Origin of the sequence: Corallococcus sp. EGB (assembly GCF_019968905.1) — a bacterium.
Classification (GTDB): Bacteria; Myxococcota; Myxococcia; order Myxococcales; family Myxococcaceae; genus Corallococcus.
In genome coordinates this window covers 931,466-949,077 of record NZ_CP079946.1, presented here as the reverse complement: position 1 = coordinate 949,077, position 17,612 = coordinate 931,466, and the positions used below count along the sequence as shown (strand labels likewise).

General features: G+C 71.5%; 10 protein-coding genes. 4 read left to right on the top strand and 6 right to left on the bottom strand.

The genetic code is table 11. The annotated features are described in order from the left end of the window. Window positions 1-3: 3 nt before the first annotated feature. Genes KYK13_RS39020 through KYK13_RS03990 form a run of 4 tightly spaced genes read right to left on the bottom strand, consistent with a single transcriptional unit; the run spans window position 4 to window position 7,475 of the window. Window positions 4-2,880, bottom strand: coding sequence for a HEAT repeat domain-containing protein (locus KYK13_RS39020; protein ID WP_304504092.1), 2,877 nt, complete (start codon window positions 2,878-2,880; stop codon window positions 4-6). Next, window positions 2,873-4,090 carry a VWA domain-containing protein gene (locus KYK13_RS04000; RefSeq protein ID WP_223642094.1) on the bottom strand — a complete coding sequence of 406 codons (1,218 nt, stop codon included), beginning with the start codon at window positions 4,088-4,090 and terminating at the stop codon, window positions 2,873-2,875. Before KYK13_RS04000 ends, KYK13_RS39020 begins: the two co-directional genes overlap by 8 nt. Continuing rightward, complete coding sequence (locus KYK13_RS03995) at window positions 4,087-6,390, bottom strand: DUF5682 family protein (protein WP_223642093.1); 2,304 nt, start codon at window positions 6,388-6,390, stop codon at window positions 4,087-4,089. The genes KYK13_RS04000 and KYK13_RS03995 overlap by 4 nt, the downstream gene beginning before the upstream one ends. Continuing rightward, window positions 6,390-7,475 carry an AAA family ATPase gene (locus KYK13_RS03990; RefSeq protein WP_223642092.1) on the bottom strand — a complete coding sequence of 362 codons (1,086 nt, stop codon included), beginning with the start codon at window positions 7,473-7,475 and terminating at the stop codon, window positions 6,390-6,392. The genes KYK13_RS03995 and KYK13_RS03990 overlap by 1 nt, the downstream gene beginning before the upstream one ends. Before the next feature lie 230 nt (window positions 7,476-7,705). Here KYK13_RS03990 and KYK13_RS03985 point away from each other — a divergent pair, with 230 nt between their 5' ends. From KYK13_RS03985 to KYK13_RS03975, 3 genes are all read left to right on the top strand, one after another. Beyond that, complete coding sequence (locus KYK13_RS03985) at window positions 7,706-9,037, top strand: ferritin-like domain-containing protein (protein WP_223642091.1); 1,332 nt, start codon at window positions 7,706-7,708, stop codon at window positions 9,035-9,037. A gap of 210 nt (window positions 9,038-9,247) precedes the next feature. Further along, on the top strand, window positions 9,248-10,510 hold the full coding sequence (locus KYK13_RS03980) for a C39 family peptidase (protein ID WP_223642090.1): 1,263 nt from the start codon (window positions 9,248-9,250) through the stop codon (window positions 10,508-10,510). A 242-nt stretch (window positions 10,511-10,752) separates the two neighbouring features. Next, entirely contained in the window at window positions 10,753-12,192 is a 1,440-nt protein-coding gene (locus KYK13_RS03975; RefSeq protein WP_223642089.1) for a glutamine synthetase family protein, read from the top strand. Here KYK13_RS03975 and KYK13_RS03970 read toward each other — a convergent pair. Together KYK13_RS03970 and KYK13_RS03965 are read right to left on the bottom strand one after the other, a co-directional pair. After that, window positions 12,189-13,037, bottom strand: a complete 849-nt coding sequence (locus tag KYK13_RS03970; RefSeq protein WP_223642088.1) for a DUF1206 domain-containing protein — start codon at window positions 13,035-13,037, stop codon at window positions 12,189-12,191. The two genes, KYK13_RS03975 and KYK13_RS03970, sit on opposite strands and share 4 nt — an antisense overlap. 126 nt (window positions 13,038-13,163) lie before the next feature. Then, the gene (locus tag KYK13_RS03965) at window positions 13,164-13,970 is read right to left on the bottom strand and encodes a S9 family peptidase (protein WP_223642086.1); all 807 of its coding nucleotides are present in this window, start codon (window positions 13,968-13,970) and stop codon (window positions 13,164-13,166) included. Between the two features lie 89 nt (window positions 13,971-14,059). Between KYK13_RS03965 and KYK13_RS03960 the strand changes: the two genes are divergently transcribed. Beyond that, the gene (locus tag KYK13_RS03960) at window positions 14,060-17,545 is read left to right on the top strand and encodes a protein kinase (protein WP_223642083.1); all 3,486 of its coding nucleotides are present in this window, start codon (window positions 14,060-14,062) and stop codon (window positions 17,543-17,545) included. Window positions 17,546-17,612 lie beyond the last annotated feature (67 nt).

The following is a 17,612-nucleotide window of genomic DNA, read 5'->3' as shown; positions in this document are numbered from 1 at the left end:
GCGTCACAGGAGCTTCTTCGCCGCCTTGGCCAGGGCCCTGTCATCCGCCACGGCGGGTAGCGCCATGAGCCGCGCGGCCACGACCTTGCCCACCGCCGGGTTCACCGCGGCAACCTTGAGGTACGCCTCCGCGCGCGTGAGCAGGTCCACGTGCGTGCTGGCCCTGAGCACGCGGGCGAGCAGCTCCTTCGCCAGGATGGACGGGTCGAAGGCCTCGAAGAGGCCGCGCAGCGCCTGCCGCTCCAGCACCTCCGGGCGCACTTCCGCCAGGTTCAGCGCGGGCCGCAGCAGGGCCAGCCCCAGCGTGCGCATGGACTCCGCGACGACGCCGGGCTTCCACCCGTCCGCGAACGCCAGCAGCAGGGCCTCCGCGCCGCGCACGTCGCCCAGCATGCCCAGCGCGTACACGGCGTGCTTCGCCTCCACGTCGTCGTGGCCGCGGCCCTGCACCATGTCGACGAACCGGTCCAGCACGTCCGCGTCCCCCATCCGGGCCAGCGCCTCCGCCGCCTCGCGCCGCACCTCGCGCGCCGGGTCCGAGTGCAGCACCTGGCGCAGCACGGGCATCGCCACGGTGCCCAGGTCCGCCAGCAGCGCCACCGCCGCGGCACGCGCGTCCTTCGTCGTCTCCGACAGCGCCGCCTGCATCAGCGGCACCGCCTTGTCCTTGCGGCGCCGCGCCAGCTCCGCCACGGCCTTCTCGCCCGTCTCCCGGGCCTGCACGTCCTCCAGCGTCTCCCGCGCGAACAGGCGCAGGCCCACGTCGTGCCCGGCGCGCGTCAACGCGTCCAGGTCGCGCCGCGCCTGAACCCCGCCCATCGCGCCCAGCACTCGGATGGCGGTGCGGCGCACCATGCGGCTGTGGCGCTCGTTCAGCGCGCCCCGCACGACCTCCAGCGCCTCCTCTCCGCGCGCCGCCACCGTGCGCGCCACGAAGGCGCTCGCCGAGCCGTCGCTCCACGCGGGATAGAGGTCCCGCAGCAGCGCGTCCGGCCCCAGGTCCGCGTAGTAGCGCGCCGCGTGCGCCGCCGCCTCGTAGCGCGTCAGCTCCCCGCGCGCCCGGCGCACCATCGCCTCGCCCGGACTCAGCACCTCCGCCGGCCGGACCACGTGGATGCTCGGGTGCGTGGGCACGGACTCCAGCCCGGCCACGTCCACCTGCAACGCGCCCGCCAGCCTCACCAGCGCGATGCCCAGCACCTGGTACACCTTGATGAAGTCATCCAGCCGCTCCGCCGGATCCAAGCGCTGCGCCAGCGCCTCCAGCAGCGCGCCCGGCTTCTCCAGACCCAGCTCCTTCAGCCGGGACACCAGCGGCTCCACCGTCCGAGGCCCCAGCGCCGCCAGGCCGCTGGCGAACGCGTCCGCCAGCTCGTCGCGCACCTCCGCGAGCGCGATGGCCGCCCGCGACGCACCCGCCGCCCGAGCCGCGTCCGCCCACCCGCTGCGGGGCAGCGCGCTCGGCGTCGCGGGGGCCCGGACCCGGCTTCGCCGCCGGGGCGACGCGGGCACGTCCGAGGCGCGAGTCAGCGGGCGCAGGTCCAACCCTTCCGGCGTCCGCACCACGATGGCCGAGGGGAACAGCGTCGGCAGCGCCGCCTCCAGGCCCACGTCGCCGAGCACCACCAGGAGCTTCGCGTCCTCCAGCGCGCTCGCCAGCGGCTCCTCCAGCGATGCATCCGCGGGCAGGAAGAGGCCCCGCCCCGCGCCATCCACGAGCTGCGAGCGGGCCCCGCTGGCGAGCAGCGTCTCCACCCGCACGGCCACCGGCAGCAGGTCCGGCGCGAACACGTCCTTGCGGTGCTCCTGGAAGGCCGCCATCACCGCGGCCACGTCCGGCAGCGCCACCTCCACCAGCCGCTCCAGCGCCGCCCGGTCCACGGTCGCCCCGTCCTTCCACGACTCGAGGTCCAGGCGGTGCGGCGCGAAGCCCGGGTACTGCCCGCCATGCGCGTCCTGGAGCACCGAGCCCGCGTGGCTCATCTTCGGCGCCACCGTCTTCAGGTTCGCGGGGAGGATCTGCTTCTCGCTGTAGTGGCCGCCGGACGCCAGGTCCACGAAGCGGCTCTCGCGGATGAGGAACCTGTCTGGCGTCACCTTGGAGGAGAACGCGTACTCCACCAGCTCGAGCCCCGTGACGGGCGTGCGGTCCTTCTTCGTCCACGTCTTGCCAATGAGCTCCTCGACGTGGCGGGACTCCAGCGCCTCGCCGCCCAGGTGCTTCTCCACCTTGCGCGCGGTGAGCAGCATGTCCGCCACCAGGTCCGTGTACGCCGGCGCCTCGAAGGTGCCCGTGCGCGCGGCCGCCGCGTCCAACAGACCCGCCAGCTCCACCGCCCGCGCGGACAGCCGCCGCAGGCCGTTGGCCCGGAGCGCCTCGCCCAGCGCGCGCACCTGCTCCGGCCGCTCCGCGCCCAGCGACGCCACGCCGGACAGGCCCAGTTCGCGCACCAGCGTGGACACCTGCGTGACGCCCGCCTTCATCAGGTCGCCGGCTTCCGCCTTGCCCTTCTTCACGCTCTTCCTCGCGCCGCCCGTACCCGGGGGCGCGGCCGGGGCCGCCTCCGCCGTCACGAAGGCCTGCGGGGCCCGGGCCCACGCCACCAGCAGCGCCGCCGCGTGCTTGCAGAAGGGGCGCGAGCGCGCCGCCATGCACGAGCACCGCCCCTTCACGTCCGAGCGCGCCTCGCCGAACACCAGCGACACCTTGTACGGCGTCGCCCCCGAGCCCGCCGCGTCCGCGAAGAGCCGGTTCTCGAAGCGCGACAGGTTGGTGAGCTGCTTGCCGTCGAACAGGGCCGCGCCCTTGGCCAGCTCCGCCTTGTCGCTGATGATCTCCGTCATTCCGCCCATCCCGATGACGGGCCGTACCTCAGCCATGACGCTCCCCCTTCGTGTCACTCGACGCGAGCAGCGGCGCCAGGTCCTGGTTGCGCATCACCCGCTCCACCACGTCCACCAGCTTGCGGGGCGTGCACCCGAAGCAGGGAATCCCCAGCGCGGTGAGCTGCTCGGCCATCGCGTGGTCGTAGGACGGCCGCCCGCTGTCCGACAGCGCCAGCAGGCACAGCACCTTGGAGCGTGAGTCCACCAACTGCCTCAAGCGGGCCACCAGCTCCTCGGCGTTGCCGCCCTCGTACAGGTCGGTGATGAGGATGAAGAGCGTCTTCTCAGGCCGGCGCACGTAGTGCTCCTGCGCGTAGGCCACCGCCCGGTTGATGTCCGTGCCGCCCCCCAACTGCGCGGAGAAGAGCACCTCCACCGGGTCCGACAGCACGGGCGTCATGTCGACGATCTCCGTGTCGAACAGCACCAGGCTGGTGCGCAGCACGTCCAGCGACGCGAAGATGGCCGCCATCACGGAGCTGTACACCACGCTCTCCGCCATGGAGCCGGACTGGTCCACCACCAGCGTCACGTCCCACTCGTGGTGACGGCGCTGGTTGGGCCAGAAGTAGAAGCGCTCCGGGATGAGCCGCTGCCGCTCCGCGTCCCAGCCCTTGAGATTGGAGCGGATGGTGCGGCGCCAGTCGATGTTCCGCGCGATGGGGATGGGGCTCGTCCGGTCGCGCCGGAGCGCCCCCAGCACCGCCGTGCGCAGCGGGGACTCCAGCTTCTTGCGCAGGTCCTCCACCACCTCGCGGATGATGGCGCGGGCGGTGTCCTTGGCCTGCTCCGGGATGAGCCCCCGGGCGCTCACCAGCGTCGTCACCAGCTCCAGGTTCTTGTCCAGGAAGGGCAGCGTCTCCGGCTCGAAGAGCAGCTGGGTGAGCCCCTTCTTCTCGATGGCGTCCTTCTGCACCAGCGCGATGACGTCGTCCTGGAAGAAGTCGCGCAGCGCGCCCAGCCACCTGGGCAGATACGGCTTCGAGCCGCCCCTTCCCGCGGAGCGCTCGCCGTAGACGAAGGAGAGCGCGTCATCCAGCCCCTCCAGGTCGTCGCCCTTCAGGTCCACTGTGTCCGCGCTGGCCCCCAGCGCGCTCAACGAGGGGCAGGCCCCCGTCTTCTCCGCCTCCGGGCCCAGCGCCAGCCGCCAGCGCAAGAGCGCGTCGCGGTCCTTCGGGTCCAGGTCCTTGGGGTCCACGCTCATAGCAGGTCATCCAGGTCGTCGAGCGCCTTGCCCAGGTCCGCGCTCAGGTCCTTCAGCGTCGCCTTGTCCTTCTCCTCCAGCACCGCCTTCACCGCGCGGCCCTTGTCCTTCAACTGGCGCACGCCCATCACGTTCTCCATCAGGTAGCGGCGCTCCGTGGCCCCCAGCGCGCCCAGCGCCCGGCGCAGGATGGGCAGCGTCTGCCGGAAGCGCTCCGGCTCCACGCGGGTGAGGAAGTCATCCAGCGCCTTCACCACGTCGCGGCTCTTCACCAGCACCAGCGCGTTCACCTGGAGGAAGCCCTCCAGGTACGCCGCCGCGTCCGAGGGCTCCACCGCCGCGGACAGCCGCCGCCCCACCTCCAGGGCCACGTCCGCCTCCGGCAGCTCGCGCGCCAGGTACAAGAGGCCCGTGGCCAGCCCCGATGTCGCGGGGTGCACCGCGTGGCTCTCCATCAACCCGCGCGCCTCCGCGAACCAGGCCGCCTTGTCCGCGCGCGGCTGGGACAGCGCCACCTCCTGCAGCGTGCGCAGCGCGTCCAGCACCGGGGGCACCGCCTCCGGAGCGCAGGCGCTGGCCTCGCGCACGCGCAGGAGCGCCCGGTTGAAGGTCTTCTCCCCCAGGGCCGCCACCGCCTCGTCGCCCACGTCCGAGTGCGCGCGTGAAGTGCCGTAAGCCATCAACCCCGACAGCGCCCGCGCCGCGGACGCCAGCGACGGCAGGTCCGCGTCCGTGGCCGCGTGCGCGTCACAGGCCGTGAGCGCCTGGGCCACCGTCTGGGAGCAGCCGGTGATGACGGACTCCAGCAGCACGTCCGCCGCCTCGGCCGTCGTCTTCGCCTGCGTCAGCCGCTCCTGGAGCACGCGCGTCGTCACGCCCTCCAGCGAGTCGCCCAACACAATCTTCTCCACCAGCGCCACGTCGGTGGACGGCGTCCACTGCGCCTGCCACGCCTCGCGCACCCGGGTGAGCGCCGCATAGCCGCCGGCCTCGCCCTCCGCGCCCTGCTTGCGCGACGAGCCCGTCCCGGACAGCGACGCGTACGGGATGCCCGCCACGCGCAGCCGGTGGAGGAACACGGAGGAGCCCACCTCCACCGGGTTGTTGAGCCGCAGGGTGAACGTCTCCGGGCTGTCCGTGCGCGGCAGCCGGCGCTCGCCCACCTCGCGCCAGAACTCCGCCTGGAGCGAGTTCTGCCCGATGCGGCTCGCCACCTGCCCCACTTCATGGCCGATGACGCTCTTCCACAGGAAGCCGTCCACGTGCGTCGCGTCGCCGCGGCACAGCGTGGCCACGGTGGCCTCGCGCAGCTCATCCAGCCCCGGGGCGCTCTTCTCGCGCAGGTCCGACAGCGTCACCGCCAGCCGGTACGCCTCCAGCACGTCCGACAGCGACGCGGAGAAGCCGCGCATCCGCAGGTGCGCCGCGAAGTCCAGGAGCACCTCCAGCGTGGCCCGCCGGAAGTCGCAGTTCGCCTCGTGGGCCTTCTGGTAGAAGTGCGGCGCGCGGTTGCCCGCGCCGTACCCCAGCTGCTCCGCCAGGCGCGGGAAGCTGTACGGAATCACCGTCACCGCGCACGGCCCGGCTTCAGGCAGCTTCGCCTCCTCCTCCGGGTCCACGTCGCCCGCCAGGAACGCGGCGGTGTGCGCGGCGCCCGCCACCACCGCCACCTTCTCCGGCGCCACGCCGCTTCCCACCACCTCCAGCACCTTGCGAGCCATGAAGGCATCGCGCTGGCGGTGATAGGCCTGCCGGGGGCCGGCGTTGACCACCTCCGCCCAGGCGGTGAGCACCGGCCGGAACTGCTCCGGGCTCCAGTCCGGCGCCTCGAAGGATGCCTCCCAGAACTCCTCGAAGGAGCGGTGGCCCTGCGAGCGCGCGAACGCCTCCGTGAGAGGCATGGCCTCATCGGGCACGGGGGCTTGCGCTTCCGTCTCCACTCCCAGCCCGGGCGCCTGGCGGTCCACCGCGAGCGCGACGCCCACCGGGATGTCGATGAACTCCACGCGCGCGCCGTTCGCCCGGGCCCACTTCAGCGCCTGGTACTCCGGCGAGTACGCCGCGAAGGGCCACAGCGACGAGGACGGGGTGCCATCCGTGCGGTAGCCCAGGATGGCCACCGGCGGCCGCGTCTGCGCGTCGCACAGCACGTCCACCAGCGCCGTCGCGTCGCAGGGGCCCTCCACCAGGACGACGGCGGGCTTCACGCGCTCCAGCCACTTCAGGAGCACCGCGGTGGTGCGCGGCGAGTGGTGACGGACCGGGAAGTGCTGCACCCGGGCGAGCAGTGCCAGGTCCATCAGCCCCTCAAGAGCTTCTTGCTGGCGGTGTACAGCTCCTTCCACGGGCCCGTGCGGCCCTTGGCCACCGTCTCCATGTACTCGCGCAGCGCCTTCACGTCGTCCTCCTGCTCCTTCACCACCGCGCCCACCAGCGACGCCGCCAGCTCCTGCGACGTCAACGTCCCGGAGCCGAACTGCTGCGCGAGGATGGAGCTGTTGAAGAGCACGCTGATGGCCTCCGCCGTGGACAGCACCGCGCCCGGCGTGCGCACCTTCGTCTTGCCATCCTTCGTCACGCCCTTGCGCAGCTCGTGGAAGAGCGTCAGCAGCACGCGCGACAGCTCCTCCGGCGGCGGCACGCCCACCTGGTAGTCCGTGCGCAGCTCCGCCTCGCGCTTCGTCACGATTTGAATCTCCTGCTCCAGGTCCTCCACCACCGGCACGGTGACGAAGTTGAAGCGGCGCTTGAGCGCGGCGCTCATCTCGTTGACGCCGCGGTCGCGCGTGTTCGCGGTGGCGATGAGATTGAAGCCGCGCTGGGCGCTCGTCACCTCCCCCAGCTCCGGCACCGACACCTGCTTCTCCGACAGGATGGAGATGAGCGAGTCCTGGATCTCCGGCGACGTGCGCGTCACTTCCTCAAAGCGGGCGAACTTGCCCGTGCGCATGGCGCGCAGGATGGGCGACGGCACCAGCGCCGCGGGCGTGGGCCCCTGCGCGAGCAGCAGCGCGTAGTTCCACGAGTACTTGATGTGGTCCTCGCTGGTCCCCGCCGTGCCCTGGACGACGAGCGCGGACGTGCCGCTGATGGCCGCGGACAGGTGCTCGGACAGCCAGCTCTTCGCGGTGCCCGGCTCGCCCACGAGCATCAGCGCGCGGTCGGACGCGAGCGTGGCGATGCACACCTGGATGAGCCCCTTGTCGCCCACGTACTTGGGCGTGATGGCGACGCCGCCCACGGGCTTGGGGCTGCCCAGGATGTACGTCTCCACGGCGCGAGGCGACAGCGCCCAACCTGGTGGGCGGGGCTTGTCGTCATGCGCGGCGAGTGCGTCCAGCTCGTTCTTGTACTTCGCTTCGGCAGGCAGGCGGATGTCCGGCATGCGCTGCACGCTATCCACCCGGTCTGACATCCGGCAAACGTCCTGGTGACCTCCCCCGTCGCGTCCGGGCGCTCGGACACATGCGTCAGGAGCTGAGGCATCCCGCCTCAGGATTCTGATCATTCCCAGGCTTCCCGAGCACCGCGACCGCGCGTCTTCCCTCTGGACGAGGCCCTGGCATCCGCATTGCTCTGGCGCACGGGCACACCTTCTCGGGGGAGCTGCCTTCCGTGAACATCCATCGACTGCGTCGTCTCTTCTCGCGGGCCCTGCATGCCTCACTCGCCACGCCGCTGGTGCTCGTGGGCTGTGGCGGCGATGAGGGCAGCGTGGACCTGAAGGGCTACTCGGAGATCACCTGCGCGGACGGCGGCCCTGCCGTCAGCGACCTCATGCTGACTCCGGCGCCGGACTTCGTGCAGCTCCGCTACATCAGCACGAACGGACCCGGCCAGGTCTCGGTGCCCTTCGCGGCGGCGTCCTCCGGCCAGGCCTGTGCGACGGCCAGCGACGTCCCCGCGTGCGAGACCGCGCTGGAGCACGCGACGGTGAACGCCGGCTTCCACCACGTCTGCCTGGACTTCTGCAGCGACGCCTTCCTGGTGACGACGCGGGGTGACGAGGTGAAGACCTACGCAACGCTGGCGGAGCTCCAGCAGGTGCTGGGCACCATCGACACCGGACAGGAGGCGGTGCTCAAGACCTTCGCCTCGGGCTACACCCTGCTCTGCTCCAACAAGGAGCAGGGCGCGGTGAAGAAGAACGCGGACGGCAGCTTCAACGTCATCGGGACGAAGGGCTACGCCTGCGGGCCGGGCACGGAGCTGACGCAGCATGTGCTGAAGGTGTCCGCGTCAGGTGAGGTGACGGAGCAGGAGAAGCGCGTCCTGGAGAAGGGGGACCCGAACTGCAACATCGGCCGGCGGCCCGTGGGGCTCCAGGCCGCGGAGGCATGCGAGAGCGACGAGGCACTGGGCCGCTACTTCGCGAACGCGGCGCACCTGGAGGCAGCTTCCGTGCACGCCTTCCTGCGGCTGCGCGATGAGCTGGCGTTGCACGGCGCGGACCTGGGGCTCCAGGACGCGGCACGCCGCAGCGCCATGGAGGAGGTCATGCACGCGCAGGTGACGGAGCGGATCGCGCGGCGCTTCGGTGGCACGCCCCAGCGCCCGGTGGTGGAGGAGCTGCCCCTGCGCTCGCTGGTGGACGTGGCGCTGGAGAACGCCGTGGAGGGCTGCGTGCGTGAGACGTACGGCGCGCTGCTCGCGCACCACCAGGCGATGCACGCGCGCGACCTGGAGGTGCGGCAGGCCATGGTCCACATCGCCGAGGACGAGACGCGGCACGCGGCCCTGTCCTGGGACATCGACCAGTGGGCCCGGCCGCGCCTCTCCGAGCAGGAGCGGGCCTCGTTGAAGGAGGCCCAGCGGCGCGCGGTGGCGCTGCTGCGGCAGGAGGTCGCGGTGCCGTTCGACGCGAGCATCGTCACGGAGGCGGGCATGCCCACGCCGGAGGCGGCGCTGGCGCTGCTGGACACGCTGGAGCAGGACCTCTGGGCGTAGCCGCCTGTTCCCCGGACGAAGGCCGCTGTGTCTTCCGCGCCATGGCCAACTCCCTGGCGGTGCGGAAGCGGTCAGGGCCACGAGGGTGCGCAGGGCCTTCTACCTATCACGTCCGACATTCCAGCCTCTGGACCGGCATCTGTCCGCCCGGCCGGACTTTCCAGGAATCCGACTTGAGCCCCCGCGCGAGCGTTTGCGAAGCTTCACCCCGTGAACGCCCGCGCCCGCGTCCTCTCCGCCGTCCTGCTGGCCACCTGCCTCTGGGCCTGCGCCTCCTCGCCGCCGTCCCCGCCTCCGGACACGCAGACTCCAGAGGCCGGCTCGCCCGCGCGCCTGTGGCAGAAGACCTCCGTGTCAGGCGACCTCGCGCGCTTCTCCCGCGACGGCACGCGCGTCACCGCGGAAGGCGCGCTGGAGCTGGACCCCGCCACCGCGAAGGAGGGCACCGACCCGTTCCCTGCGGGCACCTGGTTCGACGGCGGCAGCTTCTACAATGGCGGCACCTTCCGCGCCGGCACCGCGACCTCTGAAGTCCAGCCCGTCCCCGGCGGCTTCGACAGCGTGGTGCCATCCTTCGACGCCCAGACGCCTCCTGGCACCTGGGTGAAGCTCACCGTCTCCGCCCGCATCGAAGGCACCTGGACGAAGGACTACGAGCTGGGCATCTGGGCCTTCGACACCACCACCGTCGCGCGCCACAGCGTGGACAACCAAGGGGACGCCGACGGCAACGTCCTCACCGACACGCTCAACCTCAAGCGCCGAGCGGACGCCCTGCGCGTCACCGTCCACCTCTTCTCCGAACGCGCGGACGCAAGCCCCCGCGTCCGGGCGCTCGCCGCCGCCGTCACCGACACGCGCCGGACACCCCAGGACGCAACGTCGGACCACACCGCGTGGGGCGTCGTGCTCGACGTGCCGGGCTACTCGCAGATGATCTACCCCGACGGCGGCGAGGTCTGGTGCTCCCCCACGTCCACCACCATGCTGCTCGGCTACTGGAGCCGGAGGCTGGGCCGCGCGGACCTGGAGCACCCCGTGCCCACCGCCGCCGCCCACACCTATGACTGGGTCTACAAGGGCACCGGCAACTGGGCCTTCAACACCGCCTACGCGGCCAGCATGGCGGACGGCGCACTGCATGGGCTCGTCGCCCGCTTCGACTCCTTCGCTCCCGTGGAGCGCCTCATCGCCGCCGGCATCCCCGTCAGCATCAGCATCGCCTACGAACCCGGCGAGCTCCCCGGCGGCGCCGCCCGCCGCACCGACGGCCACCTCATCGTCGTGAAGGGCTTCACCGACAAGGGGGACGTCGTGGTCAATGACCCTGCTTTCGCCTCCAACGAAACCACCCACGCCACCTACCCCCGCGCCGAGCTGTGGCGTGCCTGGCAGCACTCCCGGGGGGCCGCGTACGTGCTCTGGCCCGCCGGCACCCCGCTGCCCGAACCCGGGCTCGTCCCCCTCCCGTAGGCCCGCCCGTCCAGAGTCGGACACCCGGCCAACGCGGTGCGGCGCGCAGTGTCCACTGGCCAGGGCATCAGGCACTCCGTCCCTTGACGTTCAGGCATGCGTGAGCGACCCGGCACGACCTTTAGGCTTCAGTTCGCAGAAATTAGGCTTGATTTCGCGACGTGGAATATAAATATCTGCGCCCGTGATTTTGATGTTCCCGCCGGTATTCCGGAACCGGGGACACGCGTGGAGGCAGGACCATGGAGCAGAAGCCGCTGCGGGACTTCCTGGAGATTCCCTACGACGAACTGGAGGAGCTCAACCTCCGGGTGAAGGAACAGCGCCTCCGCCGTGAGTCGCCGGACAAGATCCGCGAGGAGCGCATCAAGTACCTGGCCGACGAGAAGCGCATCAAGGCCGTCACCGTGTGCTTCACCGACCTGGAAGGTCGGCTGCACATGCTGGACTACGACAAGAAGTTCCTCCTCAAGAGCGCGGACAACCTCACCTTCGACGGCTCCTCCATCCGCGGCTTCTCCGCGCAGGCGGAGAGCGACCTGCGCCTGAACGTGGACTGGAGCGCGTTCTACTGGCTGCCGTCCGACATCTTCGGCCCCGGCAAGGTGCTGGCGTTCTGCGAGGTGCTGGAGCGCGACGGCACGCCGTACCACTCGGACATGCGCGGCCAGCTCAAGCGCGCCACGGAGGCGCTGTTCCAGAAGGACGGCACCGTGTTCCATGCGGCGCCGGAGATCGAGGGCTTCCTCTTCAAGGGCCGTGACGCCGAGCGCCACTACCACGAAGAGGGCAAGTTCGAGTTCATCTCCATCGGCGGCTACTACCACGCGCTGCCGGGCGACGGGCTGCGCACCTTCATCGACAAGGCCGCGGAAGCGCAGCGCGCCATGGGCTTCCAGAACGAGAAGGACCACCCGGAGGTGGCGCCCTCCCAGTTCGAGATGAACTTCTCGTACAGCGAGGCGCTGGTCGCCGCCGACCAGATCCAGCTCTACAAGCTGCTCTGCCGCCAGGTCGCCGCGCAGCAGGGGCTGACGGCCAGCTTCCTGCCCAAGCCCGTCACCGGTGTGAACGGCAATGGCATGCACATCAACATGTCGCTGTCGAAGAACAACAAGAACCTGTTCTACGACAAGGGCGGCCAGGACGGCCTGTCGGCGATGGGCTGGGACTTCATCGACCGCATCCTGACCAACGCGAACGACATCTGCCTGGTGCTCAACTCCAGCGTGAACGCGTACCGCCGGTTGGATCCGCACTACGAGGCGCCCAACCAGATCAAGGCCTCCGCGAACAACCGCGGCGCCATGGTGCGCATCCCGTTCGGCAACGAGCGCAGCGCGCGCGTCGAGTGCCGCTCGGTGGCGCCGGACGCGAACCCGTACATGGTCCTCTACACGCTCTTGAAGACGGGCCTGGAGGGGCCGCAGCCGCAGGAGGACGCGGAGACCAAGCGCAGCCGCACGCGCTTCCTGCCGGACAACATCTACGACGCGGTGCGCTTCTTCAAGGGCAGCCAGTTCATCGCGCAGGCGCTGGGTGAGCAGGTGCAGGGCAAGTACGCGGAGCTGAAGGTGGCCTCCGCGGACCGCTGCCCCAAGCAGCTGGGCACGCGCGTGAAGGACGCGGAGATCCAGTTCCACCACGAGGTGACCAACCAGTACCTCTGGAACCTCTTCTAGAGCTGGCGGTAGCGCGCCTGGAGGAACAGGTAGGCGGCGTAGGCCACCAGGCCCGCCGCTACCACTCCCAGGAGCACGTCGCCCGCGGGTTGGCGGGCGACGACGGCCAGGGCCTCTCCCAGGCCCTTGGCCTCCCCGGGGTTCGCGTCCACGCCCGCAAGCACCAGGAAGCCGCCGATGACGGCGAACACGACGCCCCGCGCGGCGATGCCGAACTGGCACATCCGCTCGACGCGGTGTTGATGGGACGCCGCCAGGCCGGTGAGCGTGAGCTTCTCCCGGAACTTCGCCTTCCACGCCGTGTGGAACTGCTTCAGCGCGAAGCCGATGATGCCCAGCCCCACCAGCACCACCAGGACGCGGCCGAAGGGCTGCTCCATCAGCGTCGCCGTCCAGCCGCGCGTGCCCTTGCCCCTCCCTTGTGACGCCCCCACCGCGGTCTTCACGGCGAACAGCGCCAGCGAGCCGTAGATGACGCCGCTCACGAAGTACATGGCGCGCGTGGCCAGTCCCTTCGCGTCCGAGCCCTTCCCTTCCGTGTCCGCGAACGCCTGCGCGAAGCGCCACACGACGTAGCCGATGAGGCCCACCGACAAGAGCGACAGGAGCACGATGCCGAAGGGCCCGTGCGCCACGGTGGCCACGGCGCCGTGGCTGTCGGTGGCACGGCCGCCCTCGCCCGCGGCGAGCTTCAGCGCGAGCACGCCGATGATGGCGTAGACGCAGCCCTTGGCCGCGTAGCCCATGCGGCCCAGCTTCTTCGCCCACGGGTGGTTCGCGGCCTCCTTCGCGCCGCGTGAGAGCCGTTGCATGCCCGGCCCGCGCATCACGTCCATCATCGCCATGCGGTCTGCTCCTCCCGGCCTCCCGGACCGAAGGACAGGGTGCGCATCCCTCGACGAGGACGGGCGCAAGGTGTCTCCCCGGTTCCCCATCCGGGCGTGAGGCCGGGGGCCCGGCTGCCTGGATGCTCAGCGCAGGTGCTTCACGGCCTGCACCACGCGCGGCCACTCCATGGAGCGCGGGTCGATGAGCTCGTAGTGGCCCGCGCCCTTCAGGGGGACCAGGTGCACCGGGTCCTTCCGCTGGACGCCCCGGGCGTGGAAGCCCTCGCTGACCTTGAAGGGGACGGTGTCGTCCTCGGTGCCGTGGAGGAGGACCTGCGGCAGCTTCAGCGGCTGGAGCGCGGCGGGCGAGGCCACGGCGTAGCGCTCGGGCACTTCTTCCGGGGTGCCGCCCATGAAGGTCTTCACGATGCCGCGCCCCAGGTCCAGCGCCGCGCCCTGCGCGAGGTCCAGCACGCCGGCCAGGGACACCACGCCCCTCAGCTTTAGGGGCGCGTCGCGGTACAGCGGCTGCTTCGGCGTGAGGTGGCGCCGCGCGGCGAGCCACATGGCCAGGTGGCCGCCCGCGGAGTGGCCCATGGCCACCACGTTGGACAGGTCCAATCCCAGCGACGGGGCCGCGCTGATCAGGTGGTCCGCCGCGGAGGCCACGTCCTCCAGGGTGCCGGGGAAGCCGCCTCCGTCCTGGCCTACGCGCCGGTACTCCACGCTCCACGTGGCGAAGCCGCGCCGGGTCAGGTCCGCGCACAGGTGGCCCGCGTGCTCCAGGCCGTACTCGGCGCGCCAGAAGCCGCCGTGGATGAAGAGGACCACGGGGTGCGGGCCCTTGCCCCTGGGTTTGCGCAGCTCGGTGAACTGCTGGGCGGCTTCGCCATAGGCGATGCGCGCGTCCGGCGGCGGCTGCGGCGTTTCCAGGACCCACTCGGAGCTCATGCGCGCATCTTGGGAAGGGGCGGCCGGGCACTTCAAGTCGCGCCGCGCCGCCGTGCGTGGGGACTGGGGGCTCCGGTACGCTCCCGGGCGTGCTTGAGGCGAACGAAGCGGAGCTGCGCATGGCCCTGGCCGAGGGCCTGCTCTCTCGCGAGGACCTGGAGGCCGTGCGCGAAGAGGCGGCCCGGCGCGGCGTGTCCCCGTTGCAATGGCTCATGGAGCAGGGACGGCTCAGCGCGGACTCGCTCGTGTCGTTGCGACGGAACATGGAGGTGGAGCGCAATCCCGCGCCGGGCACGGCCGACGACACGCTGCCTCCGGGGGCCATGCGGGCAGCCGGGGGGGAAGGCCCCGCGTTCCCGGTTCCGCACTGGACGCTCTACCGGCCCCTCCGCTTCCTGGGTCAGGGCGGCATGGGGCGCGTCTTCCTGGCGCGGGACCTGCGGCTGCACCGCGACGTGGCGCTGAAGTTCGTGCGCGACGAGGACCCGGAGCTGTCCCGCCGCTTCATCTCCGAGGCCCGCGCCCAGGCCCGCGTGGACCACGAGCGCGTCTGCCGCGTGTACGAGGTGGGCGAGGTCCAGGGCCGCGCGTACATCGCCATGCAGTACATCGCGGGGGCGCCGCTGCACGCGCTCGCCGGCGCGCTGTCCGTGGAGCAGAAGGCGCTCGTGCTCCGCGACGCCACGTTGGGGGTACACGCGGCCCATCTGGCCGGGCTCGTGCACCGCGACCTCAAGCCCTCCAACATCCTCGTGGAGCGCGGCGGGGACGGCGCCCTGCGCCCCTACGTGATGGACTTCGGCCTGGCGCGCGACTGGAGCAGCGACGACGCCGCCACCGCCACGGGCACCGTGCTGGGCACGCCCCAGTACATGGCCCCTGAACAGGCCCGGGGTGAGGTCACCCGGCTGGACCGGCGCGCGGACGTCTACAGCCTGGGCGCCACCCTGTATCACCTGCTCACCGGCCAACCGCCTGTCACGGGTGCCAATGGATTGGAGGTGCTCGGGCGCATCGCCACACAGGAGCCGCGGCCTCCCCGCGAGCTGGACGCGGCGATTCCGGCGGACCTGGAGGCCATCGTCCTCAAGTGCCTGGAGAAGGACCGCTCGCGGCGCTATGGCTCGGCGAGGGCGCTGGCGGAGGACCTCACGCGGTTCCTCGAAGGGGACCGGGTGCTCGCGCGCACGGGCCCTGCGTACCGCGTGCGCAAGTGGGTGGCCCTTCACCGGGCCGCCGTCGTCGTCGCGAGCATCACCGCGCTCGCCATGACGGGCGCCGTGGGCCAGGGTGTGATGGCGCGGCGGGAGGTGTCTCGCCGGGAAGCCCTGACCCGGCGCTTCACCGAAGGCGTCGAACGCATCGAGGCCCAGGCCCGCTACTCCGGCCAGGCGCCCCTGCACGACACACGGCCGGACCGTGAAGCGTTGCGCACCCACATGCGCGACATCGAGTCCTCCATGCGGGACGCCGGCCCTGTCGCGGAAGGTCCGGGTCACTATGCGCTGGGGCGCGGGTTCGTCGCGCTGGGGGACGAGGAGGCCGCCCTCACGCACCTGGAGGCCGCCTGGGCGAAGGGCTTCCGCGAGCCGCGCGTGGCGTATGCGCTCGCGCTGGTACTGGGCCACCGCTACCAGCGCGAGCGGCTGGAGGCGGACCGCATCCCGGACGAGGCCCGCCGCGAGGCGAAGCGGCGCGAAGCCCAGACGCACTCCCGAGCCCCGGCGCTGGCCTACCTGGAGCAGGGCCGGGGTGCGGAGGTGCCCGCGCCCGAATACGCGGAGGCCCTCCGCGCCTTCCACGAGGAGCGCTTCGAGGACGCGCTGAAGTCACTGGACGCGCTGGGCACGCGGCTGCCGTGGTTCCACGAAGCGCCGCTGCTGCGTGGGGACGTCCTGCTCGCGCGCGCCGTGCGCCACTCTCTGGCGAGTGAGCGCAACGCGGCGCGGGACGACCTGGAGGCCGGACGCCGGGCCTATGAAGCCGCGGCGGACATCGGCCGCAGCGTGGCCGCCGTGCACCGTGCCCGGGCGGAGCTGGAGCAGGAGTCCGTGCTGATGGAGCTGTCCGGCAACGGGGACGTGCTGCCCGCGTACACGCGAGGCATGGAGGCCGTGTCACGCGCGCGCACGGCGGCCCCCGATGAAGCGGACACCTGGGTGCTGGAGGCACGGCTGCACCGGCGCTACGCCCAGGCGAGCCTCAGCAGCGGAGGCGACCTGGAGCCGCTGCTCGCGCGCACGCTCGACGCGGCGAAGGAGGCGCTGAGGCTGGCTCCCGGGAAGGTGGAGGCACGCCACGCGCTGGCCATGGGCTGGTGGCAGTGGGCGCGCTACCGGCAGGAGCGGAACGAGGATCCGCGCGAACAATTGCGCGCCGCCGTCGCCGCGTTCGAATCCATCCCCGAGTCCGCGCGTGACTACGACTTCCACCTGGACCTGGGGCTGGTCTTCAAGGTGTGGGCGGATTCGGAGGACGGGCGCGGAGGAGATTCCCTGCCCTTCCGGCAGCAGGCCATCGACGCCTACCGGCGGGCATTGGCGCTGGACGCGAAGCGGCCGGATGCGTGGATCAACCTGGGCACGGCGTACGTGAACCGCGCCAACCACCCGCGCGCGCCATCAAGGGACGCGGACCTGGAGGAGGCCCAGGCCGCGCTGGAGCGCGCGAGCACGCTCGACCCCGGACACGTCGTCGCGTGGTTCTACCTGGCGGAGGTGCACCGGGCGCTCGCGCTGCGCCTGAGAGACCACGGCGGCGACGCGGGGCCGGGGCTTGCCCGAGCACTGGAGTCCTACCGCCGCGGCATCGCCATCAATCCGAAGTTGCCTCCGCTCCAGAACGGCGTGGGAACCATCCTGCTCGACCAGGCCCGCGAGGAATGGAACCGGGGGGATTCACCGGAGCCGCTGCTGGACCAGGCGGAGCAGGCCTTCCAGCAGGCCATCGCCATCGCGCCCAAGGTGGGCTTCGCCTACAACAACCTGGGCGAGGTGCGCATGTGGCGCGCGACCTGGCGCCTGACGCGAGGCCAGGCTCCCACCGCGAGCGCGAAGGAGGCGCAGACCGCACTCCAACAAGCCACCGCGTTGCTGCCGGGACTCGCCGAACCGTGGGCCAACCTGGGCCAGGTGCACCACACCGTGGCGGCGTATGCCCTGAGACAGGGAAGGGATCCACGTCCGGCGCTCGCGCAGGCCACGGAGGCGATGGAGCGAGCGATGAAGCTCAACCCCTCCCTCGCGCAGGCGTGGCGCTGGCGCGGCGAGGTGAGGGCGCTTCAGGCACGCGATGGTGTCCGGCGGGGACAGAAGAAGGACGCGTCCTTTGAGGTCGCGGCGAACGACTTCCAGAAGGCACTGGAGCTGGAGCCGGAGAACCTGGATGCGCGCCTGGCCTACGGCGCGTTCCTTCGTGACTGGGGCGAGGCTGCTTCCGGTCCGGACGCACGTGCTCATCTTCAGCAGGGGCTCGCCCTCATCGAAGGCGTGCTCACCGCGCGCCCGCGTTGGAAGGACGCGAGTGGCCTACGCGATGACCTGCGCCAAGCGCTCGCGGAGCTGCCGCCAGACTGACGGCGCCTCCACGCCGTGGTCACGCACCGCGTTCCTCAACAAGGCCACCGGTGGCTTGTGCGGTGGA